General features: G+C 49.5%; 22 protein-coding genes. 14 read left to right on the top strand and 8 right to left on the bottom strand.

Translation table 11 applies throughout. The features are described 5' to 3' along the window. Positions 1-35: 35 nt before the first annotated feature. Together RBT11_17410 and RBT11_17405 are read right to left on the bottom strand one after the other, a co-directional pair. A complete protein-coding gene (locus tag RBT11_17410; protein MDX9788559.1) occupies positions 36-1,439 on the bottom strand; it encodes an amidophosphoribosyltransferase in 1,404 nt (467 codons plus the stop codon). Positions 1,440-1,617: 178 nt separating this feature from the next. Beyond that, complete coding sequence (locus RBT11_17405; protein ID MDX9788558.1) at positions 1,618-2,637, bottom strand: cation diffusion facilitator family transporter; 1,020 nt, start codon at positions 2,635-2,637, stop codon at positions 1,618-1,620. A gap of 353 nt (positions 2,638-2,990) precedes the next feature. Here RBT11_17405 and RBT11_17400 point away from each other — a divergent pair, with 353 nt between their 5' ends. Next, positions 2,991-3,194 carry a response regulator gene (locus RBT11_17400; GenBank protein ID MDX9788557.1) on the top strand — a complete coding sequence of 68 codons (204 nt, stop codon included), beginning with the start codon at positions 2,991-2,993 and terminating at the stop codon, positions 3,192-3,194. Then, positions 3,185-3,550 carry a hypothetical protein gene (locus RBT11_17395; protein ID MDX9788556.1) on the top strand — a complete coding sequence of 122 codons (366 nt, stop codon included), beginning with the start codon at positions 3,185-3,187 and terminating at the stop codon, positions 3,548-3,550. Before RBT11_17400 ends, RBT11_17395 begins: the two co-directional genes overlap by 10 nt. On the opposite strand, the gene RBT11_17390 is transcribed toward RBT11_17395, so the two are convergent. Then, positions 3,547-4,023 (bottom strand): methylated-DNA--[protein]-cysteine S-methyltransferase, encoded by a 477-nt coding sequence (locus tag RBT11_17390; protein ID MDX9788555.1) that lies wholly within the window; start codon positions 4,021-4,023, stop codon positions 3,547-3,549. The genes RBT11_17395 and RBT11_17390 overlap by 4 nt on opposite strands. A 370-nt stretch (positions 4,024-4,393) precedes the next feature. On the opposite strand from RBT11_17390, the gene aroE reads away from it, so the two are divergent. Beyond that, positions 4,394-5,263: a shikimate dehydrogenase gene (gene aroE, locus RBT11_17385; GenBank protein ID MDX9788554.1), complete on the top strand. Its 870-nt coding sequence runs from the start codon at positions 4,394-4,396 to the stop codon at positions 5,261-5,263. Next, complete coding sequence (locus RBT11_17380; protein MDX9788553.1) at positions 5,260-5,769, top strand: shikimate kinase; 510 nt, start codon at positions 5,260-5,262, stop codon at positions 5,767-5,769. Before aroE ends, RBT11_17380 begins: the two co-directional genes overlap by 4 nt. Before the next feature lie 151 nt (positions 5,770-5,920). Here the strand turns inward: RBT11_17380 and RBT11_17375 are convergent, their stop codons facing one another. Further along, positions 5,921-6,451, bottom strand: coding sequence for a gamma carbonic anhydrase family protein (locus tag RBT11_17375; GenBank protein MDX9788552.1), 531 nt, complete (start codon positions 6,449-6,451; stop codon positions 5,921-5,923). 446 nt (positions 6,452-6,897) lie between these two features. Between RBT11_17375 and RBT11_17370 the strand changes: the two genes are divergently transcribed. Further along, on the top strand, positions 6,898-7,710 hold the full coding sequence (locus RBT11_17370) for a putative molybdenum carrier protein (GenBank protein ID MDX9788551.1): 813 nt from the start codon (positions 6,898-6,900) through the stop codon (positions 7,708-7,710). 108 nt (positions 7,711-7,818) lie between these two features. On the opposite strand, the gene RBT11_17365 is transcribed toward RBT11_17370, so the two are convergent. Beyond that, a complete protein-coding gene (locus tag RBT11_17365) occupies positions 7,819-8,040 on the bottom strand; it encodes a hypothetical protein (GenBank protein ID MDX9788550.1) in 222 nt (73 codons plus the stop codon). A gap of 33 nt (positions 8,041-8,073) precedes the next feature. Here RBT11_17365 and RBT11_17360 point away from each other — a divergent pair, with 33 nt between their 5' ends. Next, complete coding sequence (locus RBT11_17360; GenBank protein MDX9788549.1) at positions 8,074-9,162, top strand: RluA family pseudouridine synthase; 1,089 nt, start codon at positions 8,074-8,076, stop codon at positions 9,160-9,162. A 128-nt stretch (positions 9,163-9,290) separates the two neighbouring features. Here RBT11_17360 and RBT11_17355 read toward each other — a convergent pair whose 3' ends face one another. Beyond that, complete coding sequence (locus RBT11_17355) at positions 9,291-10,019, bottom strand: GGDEF domain-containing protein (GenBank protein ID MDX9788548.1); 729 nt, start codon at positions 10,017-10,019, stop codon at positions 9,291-9,293. Positions 10,020-11,034: 1,015 nt separating this feature from the next. On the opposite strand from RBT11_17355, the gene RBT11_17350 reads away from it, so the two are divergent. The 5 genes from RBT11_17350 (at position 11,035) to hemB (ending at position 15,115) form a co-directional block, all read left to right on the top strand. Next, positions 11,035-11,235 (top strand): cold-shock protein, encoded by a 201-nt coding sequence (locus tag RBT11_17350; GenBank protein MDX9788547.1) that lies wholly within the window; start codon positions 11,035-11,037, stop codon positions 11,233-11,235. Positions 11,236-11,358: 123 nt separating this feature from the next. After that, a complete protein-coding gene (locus RBT11_17345; GenBank protein MDX9788546.1) occupies positions 11,359-11,715 on the top strand; it encodes a DMT family protein in 357 nt (118 codons plus the stop codon). Positions 11,716-11,918: 203 nt separating this feature from the next. Continuing rightward, positions 11,919-12,221, top strand: coding sequence for a hypothetical protein (locus tag RBT11_17340; protein ID MDX9788545.1), 303 nt, complete (start codon positions 11,919-11,921; stop codon positions 12,219-12,221). Positions 12,222-12,350: 129 nt separating this feature from the next. After that, entirely contained in the window at positions 12,351-14,036 is a 1,686-nt protein-coding gene (locus tag RBT11_17335) for an AAA family ATPase (GenBank protein ID MDX9788544.1), read from the top strand. 104 nt (positions 14,037-14,140) lie between these two features. Then, positions 14,141-15,115: a porphobilinogen synthase gene (hemB, locus tag RBT11_17330; GenBank protein ID MDX9788543.1), complete on the top strand. Its 975-nt coding sequence runs from the start codon at positions 14,141-14,143 to the stop codon at positions 15,113-15,115. Between the two features lie 158 nt (positions 15,116-15,273). On the opposite strand, the gene RBT11_17325 is transcribed toward hemB, so the two are convergent. Both RBT11_17325 and RBT11_17320 read right to left on the bottom strand, forming a co-directional pair. Continuing rightward, a complete protein-coding gene (locus tag RBT11_17325; GenBank protein MDX9788542.1) occupies positions 15,274-17,376 on the bottom strand; it encodes a 6-phosphofructokinase in 2,103 nt (700 codons plus the stop codon). Positions 17,377-17,402: 26 nt separating this feature from the next. Beyond that, positions 17,403-18,896 carry a diguanylate cyclase gene (locus RBT11_17320; protein ID MDX9788541.1) on the bottom strand — a complete coding sequence of 498 codons (1,494 nt, stop codon included), beginning with the start codon at positions 18,894-18,896 and terminating at the stop codon, positions 17,403-17,405. 374 nt (positions 18,897-19,270) lie between these two features. Between RBT11_17320 and smc the strand changes: the two genes are divergently transcribed. The 3 genes from smc to RBT11_17305 all read left to right on the top strand — a co-directional run bounded on the left by smc (position 19,271) and on the right by RBT11_17305 (position 23,887). Continuing rightward, the gene (gene smc / locus RBT11_17315) at positions 19,271-22,870 is read left to right on the top strand and encodes a chromosome segregation protein SMC (protein MDX9788540.1); all 3,600 of its coding nucleotides are present in this window, start codon (positions 19,271-19,273) and stop codon (positions 22,868-22,870) included. Positions 22,871-23,223: 353 nt separating this feature from the next. Continuing rightward, the gene (locus tag RBT11_17310; GenBank protein MDX9788539.1) at positions 23,224-23,424 is read left to right on the top strand and encodes a cold-shock protein; all 201 of its coding nucleotides are present in this window, start codon (positions 23,224-23,226) and stop codon (positions 23,422-23,424) included. A 178-nt stretch (positions 23,425-23,602) separates the two neighbouring features. Beyond that, a complete protein-coding gene (locus tag RBT11_17305) occupies positions 23,603-23,887 on the top strand; it encodes an RNA-binding protein (protein MDX9788538.1) in 285 nt (94 codons plus the stop codon). Positions 23,888-23,973 lie beyond the last annotated feature (86 nt).

Here is a 23,973-nt window from a genome sequence, read left to right as displayed (position 1 = left end):
GGCTATTCGGTGTGGAAGCCGAATGGCCTTTTAATCTAAAAATAACTCGAGCCATCCCAGCAATGGGTGCACAGATGTTGCTTGGGTATGCCGATTGCCTCAATCAGGTCGGTCAATCGTTGATATTTTAAGGTGGTCAGTTTCAATCTCTGCCGAATTTTCTCGATCATGAGCAGGTTCTTTTCCGATCCGCATTCGGCATATTCGGGCAGGCATCTTTCATTTTGGCCTTCAAGCTCGAAAATGACGGCGCGTCCGGCCAGATCCAGCGTCGAGCGTGATGTGGAAAAATTCAAGAATTCACACGGATAAACCAAGGTCGGGCATGCGGGGCGCATATGAACCTCTTTGGCCCCGTATTCGAATAAAAGTTCGACGTTCTCCTTGAGCTGCGTTCCTCTGACAATGGAATCCTCGCAGAAAAGCAATCGTTGCCCCTTGATGATGGCTTTCACCGGAATCAGCTTCATTCGGGCGACCAGATCCCTGACGGCTTGGTTTTGCGGCATAAAACTTCGGGGCCAGGTAGGGGTATATTTTACGAAGGGCCGGCGATAAGGCAAATTCCGAGCATTCGCATAGCCGATGCCATGGCCGATGCCGGAGTCCGGAATGCCGCCGACCATATCCACCACCACATCGTCCCTTTTTGCCAGCGCGGCGCCGCAGCGGTTTCTGACTTCCTCCACATTGATGCCTTCATATTCGGAAGCCGGATACCCGTAATACACCCAGAGAAAGGAGCATATCTGCATGTTATCCCCCGGCGCAATCACCTGCTCATACCCGTCGGCGGATAAAAGAACGGTTTCACCGGGGCCTAAAAATTTAACGGTTTCATATCCAAGATTGGGAAAGGCGCAGGTTTCGGAAGCGGCGGCCAGTGCACCGTCTTTTTTTCCGATACAAATGGGGGTTCGGCCGAGCTTGTCCCTGGAAGCGTATATTCCCTTGTCGGTTAACAACAGCAAGGAGCATGATCCTTTTATCATTAACCGGGCTTTTTGGATTCCCGCTTCAAAAGACTCGCCCTGGCAAATCAGCATGGCGATGACTTCCGAAGGATTGGCCTTGCCGCCGGTTGTTTCTGAAAAATAGCTTTTCTGATCGAGCGCCTTAAGAACCAGTTCGTCTATGTTGGCAATCTTGCCGATGGTGACAATCGCAAAGGTTCCCAGATGACTTCCAATGATGAGTGGTTGAGAATCATAATCACTGATAACGCCGATGCCCGATTTCCCCTCCATTTTCGGCAGTTCGGATTCAAATTTTGTCCGAAAATAATTACTTTCAAGGCTGTGGATCGATCGGCGGATGCCGGTTTTTCCCAACAGCGCCATACCGCCTCTTTTGGTTCCGAGATGCGAATGGTAATCCGTACCGTAAAAAAGATCTTCAACACAGTTATGTTTTGCAACTACGCCAAAAAAACCGCCCATTTTTCTCCCTTTTTATTGGTTAAACGCTGTATCGGAAACATACCCACAAAAACGTGCCTATTTGTCATGGATAACTAAAAAAAATAAAAGATCCGATCGGTTAACACAGGTGAAAGGATGAATCAATGGATTTCATTCAAAGGTGAAGATGCGCGTAGTCGTTGGTAACAAAAATAAATTATTTACCGCAATGCGAAATTTCTTCGCCCGTCCAGTCTTTTTTCAGTGCTTGCTCCGATGTGCGGTTTTCACAGGCATATTCGCTGCATATGGCACAGTCCGGATCATTACAGGGATCGGTATGAATCAACGCACCGGCATTTCCCTTGAAATGGGTGCTGATGATGTGTTCGAGCTCACGCACTTCAATATCGGCCCTCGCCAACGAAAAATCACGGGGAAGAACCAGGTGAAAATCAATATGAAGGAAAGCCCCGGACCGTTTGGTCCGAAGTTTATGAATGTCGATCCAATAGGGTTTGCGGTGGCGAAGAAGGAGCGCGGATATTTCATCGATAATGCCCGGATCCGTGGTGTCCATGAGTCCTGAAAAGCTTTGACGAACCAGTTTCGCCCCGGTATACAAAATGTTCAATCCCACCATGCAGGCCACGGCGCCGTCCAGCCACAGCCATCCGCCGCTTTTGACAAGAAGCAACCCGAGAAGAACGCCGAACGTCGTGTACACATCCGTCAGAAGGTGCTTGCCGTCCGCGATAAGGGTCAGTGATTGGGTGCGGTTGCCCATACGAATCAGCAGGCTGCCGACCGCCAGATTTACCAGAGAGGCCAAAAACAAAATAATCATCCCCTGTTGCAAGTTGGGAAGCACTTGCGGGGTAACTATACGATTCAGGCCCGTTTTAAAAATGCCTATAGCGGCGACGATAATCAGGGCGCCTTCAAACCCGGCGGAAAAATACTCGATTTTGCCGTGGCCGTAGGGATGACTCCGATCCGCCGGTTTGGCGGCAACGATGATACTGCCCATGGCAAACGCACTGGCAACAACATTAATGATGGATTCCAGCGCATCGGACAGAACGGAGGAAGAATGCGTGAGCCTGTAAGTATAGAATTTAACCGCCATCAAAAGAACGCCGACAACCAAAGATAGGCCGATGGTTATTATTCTTATTTTAAAGGCTTGCGCCGCAGTATCTTCCGGTGCGTTACCGTTCTGAATCATGAATGTCATTTTCAGGCTCAAAGGAAATGGATAGTGCCGCAAGGACGGAAAATTCCGCCGGACCGAGACACTGAACCGGTCATCACAAGCCGACCCTATCCGAATCGTGGGCAACCGACTAAAATAAAAATACTGATCTACTGTATGCCACGAGGTATAAAATTTCAATACGGTTTATCCTTTCAGAGCGATGCCGCTCAATGCCGAAAAATATTCAAAAATCGGCGCATAAGCACCTCTCATCGATTCATTGCGTTGGAATGGATTGTTGAAAAATAAGAGCGTACATGCAATACAACATAACTTTTAATTACGTTATTAAAGCCCTTGCACTCACAGCCGGGGCGACCGGATAGGAGAAAATGATGGCCAAGGTCATTGTGGTTGATGACGACCCGCTGGTTTGCGACATTCTTTGCGAGTATGTTCTTCGTCTTAAGCACATCGTCCAAAAGGCGCATACGTTGCTTGAGGGACGCACCATGATTCAGGAAGGGCATTACGATCTTGTCTTTCTGGACGTAAGGCTCCCTTTCTTTTCGGCATTGTGCTGTCCTTGTCGCTGACGGTCGTGTGGCTGGTGGTTAAACGTTTCATTGCCGATCCGGTAAACAGCGTGATCAATCGTTTAACGCATGTTACGCCCTTGATCGATACGGCAGCCAGCTTTATTTCAACTGCGAGCCTTTCTTTAGCGGAAAGATCCACCGAACAGGCGGCGTCCATCGAAGAAATATCCGCATCTTTGGAAGAAATGTCATCCATGACCCGGAAAAACGCGGATAATGCCCCAGCCGCCGACCGACTGATGAAAGAAGCCGGCGCCGCGCCCCGCCTTGCCTCCCCCTCCCCCGCACGAATACCTTATCCAATTTCTATCATAAGGACAGTGGGTCGCCATCATACCAAAATTACGGGTTAGCGTTGAGTTCGTTCTAATTGAATGAGCCGCCTTTTCGCCGCCAAACCGCCGCCAAAGCCGGTCAGCGCGCCGTTGCTGCCGATAACCCGATGGCACGGCACGATGATGGGAATGGGATTGTTACCGGCAGCACCGCCCACGGCCCTGGCGGCTTTGGGGCTGCCGACAGCTTCGGCGATCATTTGATAGGTCACCAGTTTTCCGTAGGGAATTTTTTGCAGGGCGTTCCAAACCTTCTGCTGAAAGGGGGTGCCCACAGGCGCCAGAGAAAGCTCAAACCGTGTTAATTCCCCATTAAAATAGGCCCGCAGTTGTGCTTTGGCGGACTTGAAAAATTCCGGGGTTCTCTTCCAGTCGTCCCGAAGGAAAACCAATTTTTTTCCTTGCGGAAAGAAAATGTGCCGCAGCCCTGCTTCATCCCCCGCAAGGGTCAGGGCGCCAATCAAACCCGTTTCAACATCATCGTAGTTCATGACACGCTTTCCTTTTCGTAGCAACCCACCGGCGCTTCTGAAAAGCTGGGCGGCTGGACTGCTTGGCGCCAGGCACCCTTTTCAATCAGGCACGCTTTTTCGTGCATGTTTCTGATAAACTGCTCCCATACGCTTATAGAGAATTTTTCGAATTCGAGCAAGCGCTGCATCCCGGGCGCGATCAGTCATAACGATTTGAACTTAAAGCCCGCCGGAACGACACGGAATCGCGCCGGAATTTTATATGCGCTGTTTTTACTTGATAAATCAGTTAGAAGTGGTAGGAATAGGTCGCATATCGATCCGGAAGCGTCTAGCGGGCAGCCAAAAAACGACGGGCCGTTTCCCCGCCGAATTCATAGGAGGAATCATGACAGATAGGCATTCAATCAGTACCCGTACGCAAGTTTGCGCGGTGATCGGCAATCCGGTTGCTCACAGTCTCTCTCCGGCGATTCACAATGCCGCATACCGTCATTCGGGTCTTGATTTTGTTTATGTGGCGCATCAGGTGGTGGACTTGAAACATGCGTTGGCGGGCATGCGTGCCTTCCGTAATTTTCGCGGCTTAAGTGTCACGATTCCGCACAAAATCGAAGTGATGAAATATGTGGATGACATCACGGCAGCGGACCGTGCCATCGGCTCCATCAATACGGTGATTCATGAGAAAGACAGGCTGATCGGATTGGGCACCGATGGCCCCGGTGCGTTAAAGGCCTTTGGTGATGCGGGTACGGAAATCGACGGGAAAGCGATCTTGATGCTCGGCGCCGGTGGCGCCGCCAGAGCCATTGCCTTTACTCTCGCTATAAACAGGAAACTGCGGGAACTCATGCTGTTAGATATCGACGAGGCCATGCGACAGGTGCTGGCAGCGGATCTAAAGGCCGGAACGGACGCCGCCATCAAATCCGAGTCCCTGACCGAACGCACCCTCGCCGAAGCAATGGCAACCGCGGATATCATTATCCATTGCACACCCATCGGGATGCATCCAAAGGTGAATGCGTCCCTGGTTCCGGTCGAGCTGTTTCGGCCGGGGCAAGTGGTGTTTGATGCGGTTTATACACCGCTTGAAACAAAGCTGCTACGAGACGCCAGATTTTGCGGGCTAACGGCCATATCCGGCGTTGAAATGTTTATCAACCAGGCAGCCCTGCAGTTTGAACAATTTACCGGCCAAAACGCACCGGTCGATGTGATGCGGCAGGTGGTCATGGAGCATTTAACCGCATGAAGATTGTGTTGATCGGGTATCGTGGCACCGGGAAAAGCGTCGTTGGAGAGCTTGTGGCCAAACGGCTAAAACTGTCGTATGTCGGCATGGACGTGGAAATAGTCAAAAAGGCCGGCATGAGCATTCCGGAAATTGTGGCAACATATGGCTGGCCCGGGTTCCGCGACATGGAGTCCGAAGTGGCGCAAGCATTGGCAGCGCGTGATCAGCTTGTCATTGATACCGGTGGCGGGGTCATTGAACGGCCTGAAAATATCACAGCGCTTCAAAAGAATGCTCAACTCATCTGGCTCAAGGCCTCAGTAGCCACCATTGTTTCACGTATTCAAGGGGATACCGAGCGCCCCTCTCTGACCGGCGAAAAATCCTTTACGGAGGAAGTTTCGGAGATCCTGACGAAACGGTTGCCGAAATACCAGCGTGCCGCACAATACGAAATCGATACGGATCAATTGACCCCGCAACAGGTTGCCGACAAGATATGCCGATTTTGTGGGGAACCATAAGGAACCGCCGAGCCCGGTGGCACCTTTTCCTCCAGCAACTGCCGGGAAAGCGGCCTTGCTAACCCGTCGTTGGTTGTCCTGCGGAGAGAATCAAGGCATTGCAGCGCCGTATGGGAAATTGGGCAAACCGTGCGGCCCATGCGGGAAAAGGTCATCGGTTACCGATAGCCGTCATTCCGGCTTCCAGATATTTCTTCACCAATTCAATATAGATCTGTTGCCGCCTGCTTGAAAATTCTTTATCTTTTTCAGCAAGTTTTCGTACAATAGTCGCCGGATTTCCCGCAACAACGACTTCCGGCGGAATGATTTGCCGGCGCTTTACAATACTTCCCTCTGCCAAAATCGACCATTCTCCTATTTTAGACCAAATGCCGATAACCGACCCCATACCGATAACGGCGTGATCCCCGACCTCTTCCCCATGTAGAATCGCGCCATGGCCAACCGTAACATGTTTTCCGATCCGGTTTACATCGCCGGGGGGCGCGTGAACGATGGCGCCTTCTTCTACCGATGCGCCGTCTCCGATCACAATTCTTCCGTAATCCCCTCTTAAAATGGCACCATGCCCGATATAGCAGTCATCCCCTATCACCACATCGCCGATGACTTGTGCAATTTCACTAATATAGGAAGTTTTCCCGACAACCGGTTGTTTACCGTCAAATCTATAGCGCATTTCGATATCCTTTTAACAAAAGGCTGCCATAATCAGGGCAGCAGGTTTCCCCTCACCCGAAGGGTAACCTCACACTTATCATAACCGATCCCCCGGCTTCCCGGCGTTTTCGGCAGTGCGTGGCGTGGGGTTGGATCTTCATTTTTCACCGTTTTCATTGGCATAATTCGATGCCGAAATCACCGGCGGAGGGTAGCCGGTTTCCATTTTTATTCGATTTGATTCCCAGATGTTTTGAAATATCCGTATTTTTTTGATCATACAAGGAGAACCAGCGGGTCAGCAACAAGAAATGGGAGGCGAACCATCCGGGCTTTTGGAAACAGTATCGATTCTATATGGGTGTGATGCCCTCTGCTTTTTCATACCTTTCTAATACGCGGTTTTTGTATTATAGTATCATGATAAATCAAACCATTTTCAGCCTAAAACATCAAGGGGTTCATGTGATAGAAAAAATCGTATCCGGTGGTCAGACCGGCGCGGACAGGGCGGCGCTCGATGCCGCCATCGCCTTGGGAGTTCCTCACGGCGGGTGGTTGCCCAAGGGCAGAATCGCGGAAGACGGTCCGTTGCCGGATTCCTATGCGCTTCAGGAGATGCCCTCTGCTGATTACAGGGATCGCACCGTGCAAAACGTCATTGATTCTGACGGCACCCTGATTATCTCGCGGGGGGCTCTCACAGGGGGGTCGGCTACCACATTAACAGCAGCCAAGGATAACAAAAAGCCGTCCCTTCACATCGATTTGAATGTAACGCCCGCTTTTTCAGCGTTATCCGAGATCGTGGACTGGCTTATAGCGAACCGTATCGCCGTTCTCAACGTGGCCGGTCCGCGGGCCAGCAAAGATGCAACGATTTATGCCGATGTCAGAAAAATTATTGAGGGCGTGTATTATTTGGGCATGGTTAAAGCGAATATGACGGCCCAATTGCCGCCCCAACAGTCGGAAAAGGGATTAACCCATTTGCCTGGCAGTGTGGCAGCGGCTGTGGATATTATTATTGGTGCCATGTCGCTTAAAGATAGAACCATGGTGGCCAACATGACCGAAAAAGAGGTGCTTTCGCTTGAAGAGACGCTCGGTCGTTACGTTGCTGAAAGACTGGACGAATGGACTGCCAACAGCGCGCTCGTGGCGTCGTATTTTCAATTGACCGGTAAGATCTATCAACGCGAAGAGGCGGTCGCCGTGTTGCTTCAGCAGTTGTGGCAAAAGCTCAAAGCGACGCACAGATTAAGGATTGTCAAATGATGATGCACCTCCTGTGCGAGCGCATTCACCGTCCCCGAATTGATGTTAAAAAGGGCTAAGGAAAAAGAGATTTCCGAAGCCCTTTATAAGCAGAGGGGCGCAACCGTTTTATTGGATTGGCTGAGGGGCGCACAGATGCTCCGACTCAATGGAAAGCCGACCGCAACCGTCACAGACAAAATTCATGGCGGATAGCTTGTCCTTGCACATATGCTTGGGATCCGTTTCCAGCGTGCCGCAAAAACTGCATTTTTCCTTTTCATCGCATGGATTGCACAGATGCCCGGGTGAGTTGGCCATGGCACCACAATTTTTACATGTATAAGTCATGGTGTACCTCCCTTTTAGAGAAGTGTTGTCACAATGAAACCCTATCGTATTAAAGACTATGACCGTAAATATGGGGTCTTATCGTCAAAAGTCAAGTGGCCCGGCGCGCGGCAGGGGAATCGCAGGGCATCCATCCGAATTCGCGCTGAATATGCAGGCACCGGTGTGCTGGATTTTTTATGCTGTCGTTTCACCTATCATGACCGCGGCAAATGGACCCGGTTGATCCGCGCAGGCAACGTGAGGATAAATGACCGGGAAACGAATCCCCTTGCGGAACTCAATGCCGGAGATGAATTGGCCTATGTGGGGTTTGATGAAATAGAACCGCCGGTTTGCGAGCAATACGATGTTTTGTATGAGGACGAGGATCTGCTCGTCATCAATAAGCCGGGAAATTTGCCTTGCCATCCGGGCGGGCGCTATTTTCGGCATACCCTGTGGCACCTTCTGACAGCCCGGTATCGAATGGGTGCCCTGCATTTTATCAATCGGCTCGATCGGGAGACATCCGGCATTGTCCTGGTGGCTAAAACCCTTGATGCGGGTAACGCATGCCGTCGGCAATTTGAATCCGGCTCGGTTCAAAAGCAATATCGGGTAGCGGTTTATGGTGATTTTCCGCTAGGAAAAATAGGCGCACAGGGGGGACTGAGCAGGGATATGACCAGCTCGGTTCGAAAAAAACAGCGCTTTATCGTTAGCGGGGCGTATGACTTTTCTTCGGACGCCGTGAAATTTTGCCAAACCGATTTTCAACTGCTGGCGCGAAACCGAGGGCTGTCGCTTCTGGCCGCTTTTCCGGTCACCGGTCGGTTGCACCAGATTCGAACGACGCTGTTTTCGATGGGCTACCCCGTGGTGGGGGATAAACTATACGGACCGGATGACACCCTCTTTCTTCGGTTCATCGAAGACCGACTAACCGCGGAAGACAAACAGAAGCTGATTCTTTCCCGCCAGGCTCTTCATGCGTATCGGGTGCAACTGCTTCATCCCGTTTCGGGAAGGAAGATGGATTGGATTGCACCGCTTCCGGCAGAAATTGAAAGTTTATTTAACGAGGTGATACCTAATCCGGAAAAGCCGGATGCTGGAATGCTGGGATGCTGGGATGCATAAAAGCCATCTTTCACCTTCGGCGAACATACACGCAAAGGCGTGCATGTTTCTGGTAAAGGGCCTAAAGAAGAGACCGGTGATAAGCGGTGATTGTTGCAGTTGGGGCAGTTTCGGAATACCACCGCCTTTTACTCAGCGCTTTTTACGACCCGATTTTTCCCCTGTCTTTTTGCCTCATACAGGTTTTTATCGGCCTCCCGAATACATTCTGCTGATCCCGTATCGCCGTAGAAGTGATCGGAGACGCCGAAACTCATGGTGACCTTAATTTCTATTTCGTCGAATGAAAAAATGTGCCCGTCAATCCTTTCCCGAAGTCTTTCCGCCGTGTCGCCGGCATTCCCTGAGGACATGTCCGGCAGAAAAATCAGGAATTCTTCTCCTCCCCACCGGCTGGTTAAATCCTGTGGGCGTGTTATTTCCTTAAGAATATTGGCTATTTGTTGTAAAACGAAGTCGCCGGTTTCATGACCAAAGCGATCATTTATCTTTTTGAAATCGTCGATGTCGCAGAGGATGATCGAAAAAGGCCGCTTTGATCGGGAGGCTTTCATCACCTTGTGTTTTAAATATTCCATCAGAAACCGCCGATTCATCAAATCGGTCAGCGGGTCATACATGGCTATGTGCTCGATTCTACAAAGAATATCCCTGGTTGCCCAGATAACGAATATTGACAGCAGCAAAATGACAGCGGTTTCGAAAAGACTTTCCGTAAAATTTATCGGTGTGGGGTGACCACCGGGAAGGAAGGCGGGCACATCCAATATTTCATTCAGCCACAAAACCAGAATGACAACGCCAAATCCAATATATTCAAAGAGAATGATTTTTTTAAAAAGCCGATTGGTTGTCATGTTCTTGGGTAAACACTCCAGCGAATTTGATTATCACTTAATTTTGTAACTACTCAGGAACACAGAATTCTGAATACTGTCTCCTGGATACTGAGCAGTTACTTAATCTTTTTAATTATGCCGAAAAACGCTACGTTGGGCAATACCCGAATTCAACCGTTTCCTTTCACAGGGTTTTGCACGGAATAAACCCTCGAATTCAAAGCGGACGTCGGAAAAACAAGTTCACAGGAATAAACCATAGAAACCAAATCATATAAATCAGTTATCCGCCATTATGCGAATGCACGCGCATGGTTTAAAATTTTGAACGCTCGGAAAAATTTGTTAATATGCTGTAAATATTGTAAAATAATATTAAAACGGTCTGATTTTGAATTTAAAATATTGAACTGGAAAAGGCGCCGGATCAGGCTCCCTGCGATAAATCGTTTGCGTAGCTAACGCGATAAAAATATAATATAATATAAAAACATATGGTTAAAAAATAATGAGGAGAAATCAGGGCGATCTATGCTGATTTGGCAAATTTATTGCACTAACTCTCATCAAACAGACAAAATAATTCATCTGTTCTCCTCCTTTTAGCCGGTTGTTTGGGCGCAACCGGCTAAATCCTTCTCCTCCAAACGGCTGATCCGTTAATTCGGTTCAGCCGTTTCACTTTGATCTCCGCCCTAAAAAGGGACGTAAGCTTATTTTTGGATGAAAGATACAAAAATAGAGCATGGGGGGTGTTCATTATTTTTAAATTCATCAAATTGGGTAAAAATACCCATCCCTGTCTTTTTGAAAAAACAACTGCATCGGGAATACTTCTTAATTATTTGAAAAAATAATATATATTTGATTTTAACGTTTTGTGGTGAGTTAAGAAGCCCTCGGCAACCAGAGGTTCAGTCTTTCGCGGCAGGGTTTAACCGGTTTTATTTTATTGACAAACATTTTTAATTTCATATTAGGTTAGAAGTTGAGATTTAACAATTGAGGATTTTTATCAAAAGGGGAGAGCAAGATGGCAAAAGGAATTGTAAAATGGTTTAGCGACAAAAAAGGGTTTGGCTTTATTGAGCAGGAGAATGGACCGGATGTATTCGTCCATCATTCGGGGATTAATTCGAGTGGGTTCAAAACTCTCAAAGAAGGTGCCCGGGTTACATTTGACATCGAGCAGGGCAAGAAAGGGCCTTCCGCAGTCAATGTGACTGAAGAATAAAAAATAATTCCTGATGGATAAAGGGTATTTCATTGAATTTCGGTGAAATGCCCTTTTTTTTCCGCCGATGCGGTGTGCCGGCGGGATGCATTTTTTATTCCCTGAGGAATGGAGTGTTACAGTATGCGGTTGGCGCCGATAGTCCTGCTGCTTATTTCAAATTTATTTATGACCTATGCCTGGTACGGACATTTGAAAGACATGCGGGCCAAGTCCCTTCTGCTGGTGATTCTGATCAGTTGGGGCATCGCTTTTTTTGAATACTGCCTGCAAGTGCCGGCCAACCGCATGGGAAGTGCTTACTTTTCACTGGTGCAGCTCAAGGTCATTCAGGAAGTACTCACCATGATCGTATTCGGCGGATTTTGTTTTTTTTATATGAAACAACCGTTGACATGGGATTATCTGTGGGCCAGTGTTTGTCTGGCGTGTGCCGCCTTTTTTATGTTTCGTCATGTTACGGCAGGTTCATCTTTTTAAGAACGAAACACACCCCGCATGGGGGGCGGTCACAAAAAAAATAAGTACTAAATCAATTAAATAGCCCCCAACAGGCTTGCCTTTACGACCCTTCGTATTATGTTATCAGTCACGAGATGCCCCATTATTGGTTGAAAATTGAAAGAACAGGGGGAATCTTTGGCGTATTGCCAGTTGTCACTATGGGAAAGGAGGTGAGCAACATGGCTGATGATAGAAATAGGGTTGCTCCGGAGATTTGTACGTTTGTACATGACGACCAATCGGCATTGAGCATTGAGATCGCAATTCCCGGGGTAAAAAAAGAGGATATCACCTTACGGATGCTGGATGACAGTTTCAGCCTTTCCGCACCGCGGGATGATTTTGAATATGTGGCTGCTTCGGGTTTTTGCTGTCCGGTTCGTGCAGAAAAGGCAAAATCGACTTACGAGAACGGCTTATTGAAAATTACGGTGCCGTTTAAAGATCCCATGGAGAATGCCGTAATGGTTGCGATAGAATAGTTGCCGCGTTCGCGTTGCGGGCTGAATGCGCGCAGGTGATGACAGTCCGCCGCCGGACCGCCCTTGCGGTAGCGGGCGGTTCGGCGGCTTGTTTGAATTAATTCAATGATATGGGTATATATAGGCATTATGAAACCTTATAGTGAAAAGAACACACCGTCCCCCTCAGAGATCGAGAAGGAAATCAGTAGCTTTCTATCCAAACGGTTTGGTGAGAATGTGAAAATCATATCCCCCTTTACGCTGCCCAAAGAGGCAATGACCGACATGACGGAAAAACCGGTTAAAAAGGAAGAAAAAATAAATTTTGACCTGAAACCGGAAGAACTGGTGCATTACCTCGATCAGTACATTATCAAGCAGGATTATGCCAAAGCCGTACTGGCTACCAAAATTTGCACGCATTTCAATCGCATCAAGCATTTGCAGGGGCAATCCGAAAAAGCCTTTGAAATGGTCGGTAACATCAAGAATAATGTGTTGATGGTTGGTCCGACCGGTGTCGGAAAAACCTATATGATCAAGCTGATCGCCAAGAAAATAGGGGTTCCGTTCGTAAAGGGGGATGCCACCAAGTTCAGCGAAACCGGATACGTCGGTGGTGATGTGGAGGATCTGGTTCGGGATCTTGTGCGGGAAGCCAACGACGATATCGAGTTGGCCCAGTGCGGGATCATCTATATCGATGAAATTGACAAAATCGCTTCCAGCCGGAATATCGTCGGCGCGGATGTTTCCAGGACCGGCGTGCAACGGGCGTTGCTGAAACCGATGGAGGAAACGGATGTTGATTTAAAGGTGCCCCATGATCCGGTTTCCATGATTCAGGAGGTGGAGCGGTTCCGGAAAACGGGAAAGCGGGAGAAGGCCACCGTTAATACCAAAAATATTTTGTTTATTATGAGCGGGGCGTTCAACGATCTATCGGATATCATTTCAAAACGCCTGTTGAATCAGGGGATCGGGTTTGGCGCCAGAATCAACAAACTTCAGGACAAGTCGGATATTTTAAAGCATCTGAAATCTGAAGACCTGATAGACTTCGGTTTCGAGTCCGAGTTTGTGGGGCGGTTGCCCGTACGCGCTGTTTTTGAGCGGCTCACAGAGAAAGATCTCTATGATATTTTGAAAAATCCGAACAATCCCGTAATGTTAGGGAAACGGCTGGATTTTGCTTCCTACGGTATTGAGTTGGAGATGGAAGACCAGCTGCTGCAAAAATTGGCGGCTATTGCCTATGAGGAAAATACGGGCGCCCGGGGCTTGGTCAGCGCCGTCGAAAGCGCGATGCTGCCCTTTGAAACGAAGCTGCCGTCCACGAAATTGCGTAAGTTTCCGGCGACGATCGATATTATCAAAGCGCCTGAAAAATTTCTTCAAGAGCTTAGCGATAATCCCGGCAGTGACAGCCAATTGGCGGCATTTGAGAAAATCGTTCAGGAAAACAAACAGGCGTTGATGACGTATCTGGAACAGAACCGGGAAAACTGGTCCGGGAAATACCGGTTTACGCTGACGCCTTCCCGGATGGGATCCATCGCCGACTATTATGCCGGGCATATTATTGATATTGAAGCCGCGGTGAAAAAGATTAAAACGTATTACGAGGAAATAAAAAATATCGAGCTTCGGTTTTACAAACAGCATGACACCAATATCGTTCTTGAGGAAGACGCGGTGGATTATATTATCGCGCAGATCGTCGAAAAGGATATGCCGATGGAGGCGATTTGGGAAAAGCTCTCCCATGATTTTGAAGACGGCGCCAAGCTTTTGGTTGAAAAAACCGGAAAAAAACAGACTGTTTATCAATAGGGAGGCGCTCCTGAATCCGGAGGAAGCCTTAAACCGGCTCATTCGCCAGGCGATGAGCAGTAAGCTGCAGGATACAAAAGAATAAAAAAAACAAGGAGAACCAAATGCTCTTTCCGGATTATCGGCCACGACGATTGCGCCAAAATGAATCCTTTCGAAAAATGATACGGGAAACGGTGCTGACCCCCGATAATTTCATTTTGCCCCTTTTTGCCGTTGAGGGGAAGGACGTGAAAAAGCCGATCCCCTCGATGCCCGGCAATTTTCACCTTTCCCCGGATCACTTGGTCAAGGTCTGCAAGGAGGCACGGGATCTTGGAATTCCCGGGGTAATGATTTTCGGCATTCCTGGCAAAAAAGACGCCCTGGGTACCGAAGCGTACCGAAGTGACGGTGTCGTGCAAAAAGCGGTTCGCGCCGTTAAGTCAAAGGTGCCTGATTTGGCCGTAATTACAGATGTATGCCTTTGCCACTATACGGAGCATGGTCACTGCGGATGCCTGGACGGCGAGGTCATCGACAATGATGCAACCCTTGATCTGCTGGCCCGTACGGCGGTGTCCCATGTCAAGGCGGGCGCGGACATGGTGGCGCCCTCGGACATGATGGACGGCCGGGTGGCTGAAATTCGAGAAGCGCTCGATGACAATCATTTCAGTCATATTCCGATTATGTCCTATGCGGCAAAATATTGTTCCGCCTATTACGGGCCCTTTCGGGAAGCGGCCGGTTCCGCACCCAAATTTGGTGATCGGCGCACCTATCAGATGGACCCAGCCAACGCCTTGGAAGCGATTCGAGAGGTGACCCTGGATATTGAGGAGGGGGCTGATATTATTATGATAAAACCGGCATTGGCCTATCTAGATGTGATTTATCGCATTCGCCAGGAAATTGATTTGCCGGTGGCCGCTTATAACGTGAGCGGAGAGTTTGCCATGATCAAGGCGGCCGAGCAGATGGGATGGCTTGACGGAAAACGCGTGATGCTAGAAACGCTGACCGCCATCAAGCGGGCCGGGGCGGACATCATTTTAACCTATTTTGCCATGGATGCCGTCAAGGCCCTTCATGGTTGAACCAGATAAGACCGATACCGCCTGAGAGGAAAACTTTTTGCCGATCCCCATGACAAAAAAAGACGAACAAGCTGAGCACCGCCTTCAAAAGTATTTGTCTTAAGGCGTGCTCTTGCGCCACGCCGTCAAGGGCGTGGCGGGCGCTTTTGTGAAGAGACTTATTCGGTGTTCCGGCCGTTCCACAGATCATTGAGCATCAGGGTGATGGGCCGGTCTTCTTCACTCATTCCGGTAAAACGGATCGGTCCGGGGTGCCTGTAGTCATCATCCCCGTGAGATGCCGCGAGCCATTTTTCCCGAAAGGCTTTGACGACCTGAAAGGCCGGGGAATGAATATCCACCAAACTTTTTTCGATCACCAGGGAAAGCTTTCCCTGCCGTTCTTCCAAATGCATCAATGGCGCGATGGGAATGCCGATGGGTTCCCATTGTGAAAAATCTTTTTCCAGATTCTGAATGGCCGCCATCTGGCCGGTGGCGCCGTTGGCGATCAGGCTGAATACGGTTAGCCCCAGATTATACGTATAAATGCAGTCAAACCGGGTCGGATCACTGCCGCGGCCGTCGTACCCGTAGAAATGAGACTGTGTTTTAAATTTAGGCACGGAGGCGGTGTAAATTTTAGCGATTGCCGCCGGTGTGTCCTGCGCTTCTTTAATGGCTTGGCCCTTGACGATCGCCTGCTTCAGGGTTTTTTGAGAGATGATGTCCGGCTTTACGATGTAGTAATCGGCATTCGGATAATTTTTAAACAGAATGGGACCGAAAAAGTCTGGGTCCAAACCGCCTTTTTTCAATGTTTCCTCATAGTATGCCCTATGAATGCCGATCTTATATTCCCCTTTTTCCTTTAAAATATTCAAATAGTCCGTGACCAGGCCCATCAGAACCTTATCGGTTTCAACCAGGGAAAACTGGAAATTGCCGTGACTGTCGCGCTCCGTTAAGAGGCCTTCCTGAAAAAACTGGGGCAGATCATTGAATAATTCGTCATCCCGGCTGTTCCATATGCCGCGGGCGCTTTCTCCGCGAATATCCCGGCCCAGCCGCCGTAAATAGTCCAGCTTTTCCTCCAACAGGAGGAAGGTGGTGTGAAAATCCTTGTCGTGAGTATGGTTATATTCCGCGATGATCATGTTGAGCTTGATAATAAAAACCTGAATTTCATTGATAAATTCCAGAACCCCCTCGGGGATGACGATAACGCCGTAGTTTTTTCCGGCTGCGGCCCTTCGAACGATGCCGTCGCATACGACCCGGGAAAGATGTCGCAAGGTCATACCATAGGCGCTGTAATCGATGTCGCTATGGGTGGGGTCAGCCTTGCTTAGCCGTCTGTGATCCACATAATCGCAAAGATCTTCGCCGATGAGGGTGATATTGGCATGGGTTTGCAAGGCGACTTCCAGGGCCAGGTGGCTGGCCACCCGTCCCATCACTTTGCAGATGTGCCAATATTTAACGTCCGAGCTGCAGTCCGTGCAGAGATTGCTGATTTCGAGGGCAAACCCGCGCGCGGCCGTGTGGAAGCCAAAAGACATGGCGCAAAGGGTTTTGCCGGTCGCGTCCCGTACTTGAATATCCCCGTCAATGGTTTTGGGGACACCGATGACCTGAATATGATCATCGAACATTTCCTGTGCCAGAAAGGCGGCATTTGTGTTGGAGTCATCCCCTCCCACGACCACCAGGGCATCCAGACCGAGTCGTTTGCAGGTCTCCCTGGAAAGCGCCATTTTTTTAGGGGTATCTATTTTGGTTCGCCCGGTTTTTATCATCGTGAATCCGCCGATATTCCGATAGTTGTCTACAAGTTCCCGGGTCAGCTCAACATATTGCCCCTCTATAATGCCGTCCGGCCCCAGCAGAAATCCAAACAGTCTGGATTCCGGGTTGGCCTTTTGGGCCGCGTCGAAAATGCCGGCGATGACATTATGTCCGCCGGGTGCGGGGCCGCCTGAAAACACGATACCGATGTTGCGTTTTTTGCTGAAAGCGGTTTTTTCCGCTTCACCGGGCAAGGTGGTACCGTGAATGGTTTGGAGTTTGTTGTTTATAATTTTAGGCAGTTGCTTTCTGGCCTCGCCATCGATCTCGAATTTGTATTGATCGCTATCGGTTAAGATCGTGTAGGGCTTGAGAAAGGCGGCGCACACGGGCGGCTTGTATTGTCTTCTTTCGATTAACTCCGGATTTTTGTTGGCGGTCACTTTTTCAACTTCAGGGTGTTTTAAAAATTCCTCAATATTCATCACGTCCATTCCGTAGTTTGATTTTTGAAAAAAGTTTATAGGGCGGATACGCGGTTTCGCCCGGCTTGCTTGGCGTTGTAAAGCGCCCGATCCGCTCGGGTAAAAATATCATCTTGGGTAAGATCTTCGGGAACGGTTTGAGTAAGCCCGATACTGACGGTGATGGTCACCTCGTCGGATTTGTGAATAAACTTTGTCTGCTCAACGGTTTGCCGCAATTTCTCCGCCATTTCCAGCGCGCCTTCGGCGGGGGTTTCCGGCACGATGACAATGAATTCCTCTCCACCATACCGGGCCAGAAAATCGCTTTTTCGCAGCACCGGTTTGATCCGGTTGATAATTTCCTTCAGGCATAAATCGCCGATGCTATGCCCGTAAAGGTCATTGATACGCTTGAAGTTGTCGACATCGAAAATTAGCAGGGAAAAGAGGCGATGATACCGCTGGAATCGTTGGAGTTCCTCTTCCATTCTTCGATCATACGCACGGCGGTTATAGATGCCCGTGAGCGGATCGATCAGAAGTTCGCGCTCAAGGGCTTTTGCGCGTTTCCAGGCGGTTTGAATTTCTCCTTTCATATCATGCAGGTTCTGTTGAAGTTTCTGCGTTTGCTGATCCGCCAGTTCGAGCCGCGTTGAGTCATCTTTACGTTTATTTTCCAGTACGGTTTTGATGAAAGAGAGTCTGGAGACGACCGCACTTTTTAATTCCGATAAATTTCTTGAGGAGTCGATACTTTGCTTGAAGTCGACCAGTTGAACTTCAATGGTGTCCGTAAATGAGGAGCTGACCTGTTGAACGTCTTTGGCAAATGACAGGGAATTGATCATTTGACCTTCCACTTCAATCAACCGCTCCCCAATTTCCCTGATAAACGCGGCGGCCTCTTCACGTTCCTTGCTGATTTTAGAAACGTAATTGGTTATCAGGTTCAATATCGATGTTCGAATGGTGACAAACGATTCGGCGTCTGCGGCTTGATTGAGCTGTTGCTCGATTTTCCGAACTTTTTTAAGCACGCTTTCGTCCAGATTGAGGCGCAGCTCATTGATAATATGCTGGTACGTTTGTTTTATCTGAGAGATGGCATCGGACGCATCTGGCTGTTGTGCTGCCGGCGCGGTTTCAGCTGGATCACTTTTCCGAAGCCATTTGAGCAGTGCTGGGGAGATACTCTTATTCTTTTTTGATTCGGGGGCGTTGATGCTTTGTTTAAGTGTCGCATCCTTCAGCTGAAGCAACAGGTGTTTCAGTGACTCGTGGGACGCGCCGTTTTTCGCCAGCCGCTTAAAGGCATTTAAATGCTGTTCAAGTTCAGGATTGCCGTCCACGCGCAGAAGCTGCGCCAGCGCCAACAGGTTCCACCGGTAGTTTGATTCGTTTTCCTTGGTCTGGTGTTCCAGTTTGTCAAGCCGGTTAATGAGTTCTTGCCGATGCTCTTTCACTATTGCCAATTGCAGTTTGAGGGAGTCAATTTTCTGCCCTGATCCGGATTTTTGGGGGTCAGTCGATTCTGTAGTAGGTGGCATGGGTCGGGTGCTTCCTCCTGGTTCGGCTTTTAACGCGTATGGACCAAACAGCCGCATATTCTCCATCTTAATTCAGATACATACCTGTGTAGGGGGCAAGGTGTCAAGATCATTTCAAAGGTTGGGGGGCAAGCCGCTTGGCGTTTGCAAGCGCACGGCGGCACAGGTTAAGGGCAAGCCACGCAGTCCGGCCGGTGTGTTCAAGCGATATTCCCATATATTGTGTCTATATATAGATGCAAATACCGCAAATTGTGTTTTTTTGCTTTACAGAAAAGCAGGTTTCTGGTAGGTCGTATGATATTTTTAAAATGCATGGGTCCTTAATATTCTCTATAAATTTTCCGGCAGGCTTCATCAGGAGTGATTCGCTAATGAAACTTAAAAAGATGGAAATTCTCGGATTCAAGTCGTTTCTGGATAAGGCTGGGATCGAATTTCCTGAAGGCGTTTGTGCGATCGTGGGGCCCAATGGCTGCGGAAAGAGCAATATTTTCGATGCGCTTCGATGGGTCATGGGCGAGCAGAGCGTCAAGCAGCTTCGGGGCAAGGCCATGGAGGATATTATTTTTGCCGGCGCCGGTGGAAAACCGCCCCTGAACATGGCGGAAGTATCCCTTACCCTGTCCAACGACGGCAGTTTCATGCCCGAGGAACTGCGGGATTTTTCCGAGATTATGATTACCCGGCGATTGTACCGGTCTGGCGAGAGCACTTACCTTATCAATAAGCGGCCCTGCCGGCTGAAGGATATTCACAATGTGTTTCTGGGCAGTGGCCTGGGTGCCAAATCCTATGCCATTATTCAGCAGGGAAGGATCGGGGCGATCACCGACGCAGGGCCGGAAGAGCGGCGGGTGTTTATTGAAGAAGCGGCAGGGGTTACGCGCTATAAACAGCGAAAGGACGAGGCGCTTCGAAAGCTCACGGCCACCCAACAGAACCTGTTGCGCTTAAACGATATTATCGTTGAGGTGGAGCGTCAGATGAATGGTTTGAAGCGTCAGGCCAAAAAGGCCGAGCAGTATAACCAGTTTCAGGAGCAAACCGTTCAGCTCGATGTTCGCTTGACCCTTCACCATTATGAGGCATTATCTCGTGAAATTCAGGAAGCCGATGCCCTGCTGACCCGCCTCAGGGACGCTGATACGGCTCATTTCGCGGAGCTTAAAAAACTTGATGCCGTGCTGGAAGCGATCAAGTTGTCCAGATGGCGGAAAAATCAGCTTATCTCGGAGCAAAAGTCGAACCAGTTTGAATACCAGCGGCGCGTTGATAAGGCGGAAAATGACCTGGCGCATTTGCGTGAAGAAATCGGGCGGCTTGGCAGCGAGCAGGCAGGACTTCAGGCGGCCCACAATGAGTTGGCGGAAAAAAATCAGACCATCGATGGGGAAATCGATCAGGTTCGCACTGAAAACAACCAGACCCGCAGTGCGCTGGAATCCGTAAAAGTGACCTTAAACCGGGAGCATGAAGCCTCTCGCGCTATTCGGGAAAAGCTCTCCGCCTTAAATGCGGTGATGGAAGATAAAAAACGTCGCCTGCTTGATTTGAGCGCCCGGGAAGCCCAGTACCAAAATATCTTCCAGCATTCAGAAAATACAAAAGAAACATTGAAGCGGAGATTGCGGCTGGCCGATGAGCAGGAGGTGCTCGCCCGGAAGAAAGTCAGCGAGGTGCAGCAGCGTGTTCAAACCGCTCATGAAGATCTCGACGAATGCTGCCGGGAACTGGCGGACTTGAAAGGCAGGGTGTCGACTTCGGAAAAAGAGGTGCATGAATCCGGCCGCGCCCTGAGCGAGCAGATCAAACAACACCAGAGGTTGCAGCTTGAACGCAAAAGCTGTGTGTCCCAATATGCCACCTTGAAAAAAATGGAAGAGAGCATGGGGTGGTACAAGGACGGGGTCAAGGCCATTTTAACATCCTGCGGCGTGAAAAAAGGGGACGATGAACGGGACGTTGTCCCGGCACCGGTGAACGGTGTGCTGGGAATCGTCGCCGACATGGTGGAACCGGCACCGAGTTACGAAATGGCGGTAGAGGCGGTATTCGGTGAATCTCTGCAGTATATTCTGGTCAGTGACCATGAAGCCGGAATGGGCGCCATCGACTATCTGCAACGTTCCGGCGCGGGTCGTGGCGGGTTTGTGCCTGTCTCTGCGGTCAAGACCGTTACAAATGGCAGCTCAAAAGGGCCGGATGCGGACAAGCGGCTGCTGAACCATGTGACGATTCAACCGGGATATGAAAACGTGGCGGAGGCTTTGCTGGGCCATGTGGCCGTGGCCGAAGATTTATCTGAAGCCATGGCGCTTTACCATCGAAACGGCGCGGTGCAATCCGTGGTTACCAAGGGCGGGGATGTGGTCTCTCATCAGGGGATTATGATCGGCGGAAGCCGAGAGAACCTGGCCGGCATCCTGTTGAAGAAAAAAGAATTAAAAGCCCTTCAGCACCAAATCTTTGAGATGGATTCCGCACTGGATGAAGTCGGACGAATCCGGACGGAGCTGGAAGTTCGTGTTCGGGCTGCTGAAACCGGCTTACAGCAGTTGATCGAGAAGAAAAACCGGGCGGTCCGCAATGAACTGGAGTTCGAAAAAGCGCATTATAAAGCCGGGGAAGACCTTAAAACCGCCCAACATCATCTGGATATCGTGCAACTGGAACAGGAACAGCTTCAGGGAGAACAGAACGATGTGGATGAGGAGCTGAACCGGTTCCGGGGCGAGCTGGTTCAAATCCGGAAAGAAATTCAGGCCACCCAACAGGAGATTAACGAGCTCGCCGCAGAGTTCGGGAATCTGACACGCCAAATAGAGTCCTTTGATCGGCGTATCGTGGATGGCAAGATGACGCAGACCTCTCTGAACGCAAGGTTGGAAAACGGTGAAAAAACACTAAAACGCCTGGCGGATTTTCAACGGGACGGCCAAGAGCGCCTTGAACAATTGCGCCTGGATATCGACGCGAAAGCCGGAAGGCAAATTGCCGCCAAGGAGCGGGCCGCCGAATTGGACGCTTCCCTTGCCGCCATGTATGAGCAGTTGACGTCACTGAACTGTGCCCTGGAAGAAAACGAAAGCCAGTATCAGGCCATCTCCGCGGATATGCAGCATAAGGACACGGCGGTTTCCGATATCCAGACCCAGCGGGAAAAGACCTTGCAGAACATTCGCATGCTGGAAACAGAGCAAGCCCAGCGAGGAACGCGCCTGGAGAGCCTGGCCGTGCGCATGGAAGAGCGTTATCAGCGCCCCTTTGAGGAACTGAAAAGCCGGTTTGCCGATGTCGAAGACGAACGATCCCCCGAGCAAATCGAAACGCAACTGGTGGAACTTCGGCAGCGAATAACCAATATGGGGGAAGTTAATCCAGGCGCCATCCGGGAGTATGATACCCAAAAGGAGCGCTTTGAATTTTTAACGACCCAGCGGGATGACCTTAACCGGGCCTTGGAAGATCTACAGAAAGTCATTCGAAAAATCAGTCGCGTGACCCAGGCGCGGTTTCTTGAAACACTGAGCCGGGTTAACGAAAAATTGAAGGAGGTATTTCCGCGTTTGTTTGAAGGCGGTTCCGCGGAGCTGGTGCTGACGGATTTGAACAATCCCCTGGAGTCGGGGCTGGAATTCATCATTCATCCACCGGGCAAGAAAGTCACCCGCCTGAGCCTTCTTTCCGGCGGTGAAAAAGCCATGTCCGCGATCGCCTTTATTTTTTCCATCTTCCTGATCAAGCCGGCCTCGTTCTGCTTGCTCGATGAGATCGATGCGCCCCTGGATGAATCCAACGTTTTCAGGTTCAATGAACTGCTGCGGATTATCGGTGAGCAGTCCCAGATCGTCATCGTCACACACAATAAGCGAAGCATGGAATTTGCCGATACGCTCTTCGGCGTTACCATGGAGAAAAAGGGAATTTCGAAGGTGGTATCGGTCAGTTTGGAGCGCAGGGAGGCGGCGTAACGGCCGATATGTGAATCAAGCGCATCCCATTTAGAGGATAGACTCTTTATCAGTAACATACACGCTTTTGCGTGTATATTCGCCGAAGGTGAAAGATGGCTTTTATGCATCCCAGCATCCCAGCATTCCAGCTTCCGGCCTTGCCGGGTCGGGGGGTGTGTGAACGAAAACAAGCCCCTCTTAAAAAAACTTAATAATTAGCTTGCTATTATTCAAAGGAAAGGTTACCTTGACACACTCATTTGGCCTCGCCTGCAAGTGGCGGGGCAGTTTTTTCTGAAGGTGTCTATACCTACCGATTTGACATCCTCCAGCGTAAGACTTTGAAAATTTTTAGAAAGGAGGATGTTGTCATGATTAATGGAACAGTTAAGTGGTTTAGCGACAGCAAAGGATTCGGGTTCATCGAGCAGGCTGATGGTCCGGATGTGTTTGTTCACCATTCGGCAATCAATGCCAGCGGCTTTAAAAGCTTGAATGAAGGCGACAAGGTTACGTTTGACATCGAGCAGGGGAAAAAAGGCCCGTCTGCAGTTAATGTCACTGTAGCCTAATTTTTCGGTTATTTTGTAATGAAGGGCATGCCACCAAAGTTCAGTGGGTGCCCTTCATCGTTCGGGCTTTATGTTTTTGCATAAAGCCATCGATTTATCATTTCTCTGTCTTTGTGGGGTCAGGTGCGTTTTTTGCGGATGATTTGAATTGCAAAAAATGAGAGAAAGGATTTTGAATATGAATATTTATGTCGGAAACCTGTCATATAATATGACGACGGACAGCTTAAAAACAATTTTCGATGAGTTTGGCGAGGTAGAAACCGTCAAGGTTATAACCGACCGATTTACCGGAAAATCAAAAGGATTCGGTTTCGTCGAAATGCCGAGTAATTCTGATGCGGACAAGGCGATCAAGGCATTAAACGGAAAGATGATCGATGGAAACAACATTAAAGTAAATCCCGCGGATCCTGGTGGCAAGCAACGCGCTAAGAAGCCGTTCCGAAGAAGGGATTATTGAATTTGCTCCCCGAATAAAACGCCTTTGATCGTAGGCGTTCCGTCCGCGCTACCCCAATCCGGTTTCGCCGGGAACTGGCAGTTCAC

Source organism: Desulfobacterales bacterium (genome assembly GCA_034003325.1).
Taxonomy (GTDB): Bacteria; Desulfobacterota; Desulfobacteria; order Desulfobacterales; family JAFDDL01; genus JAVEYW01.
Note: the sequence above shows the minus strand (reverse complement) of the source record. Positions and strands in the feature narration are given on the sequence as shown.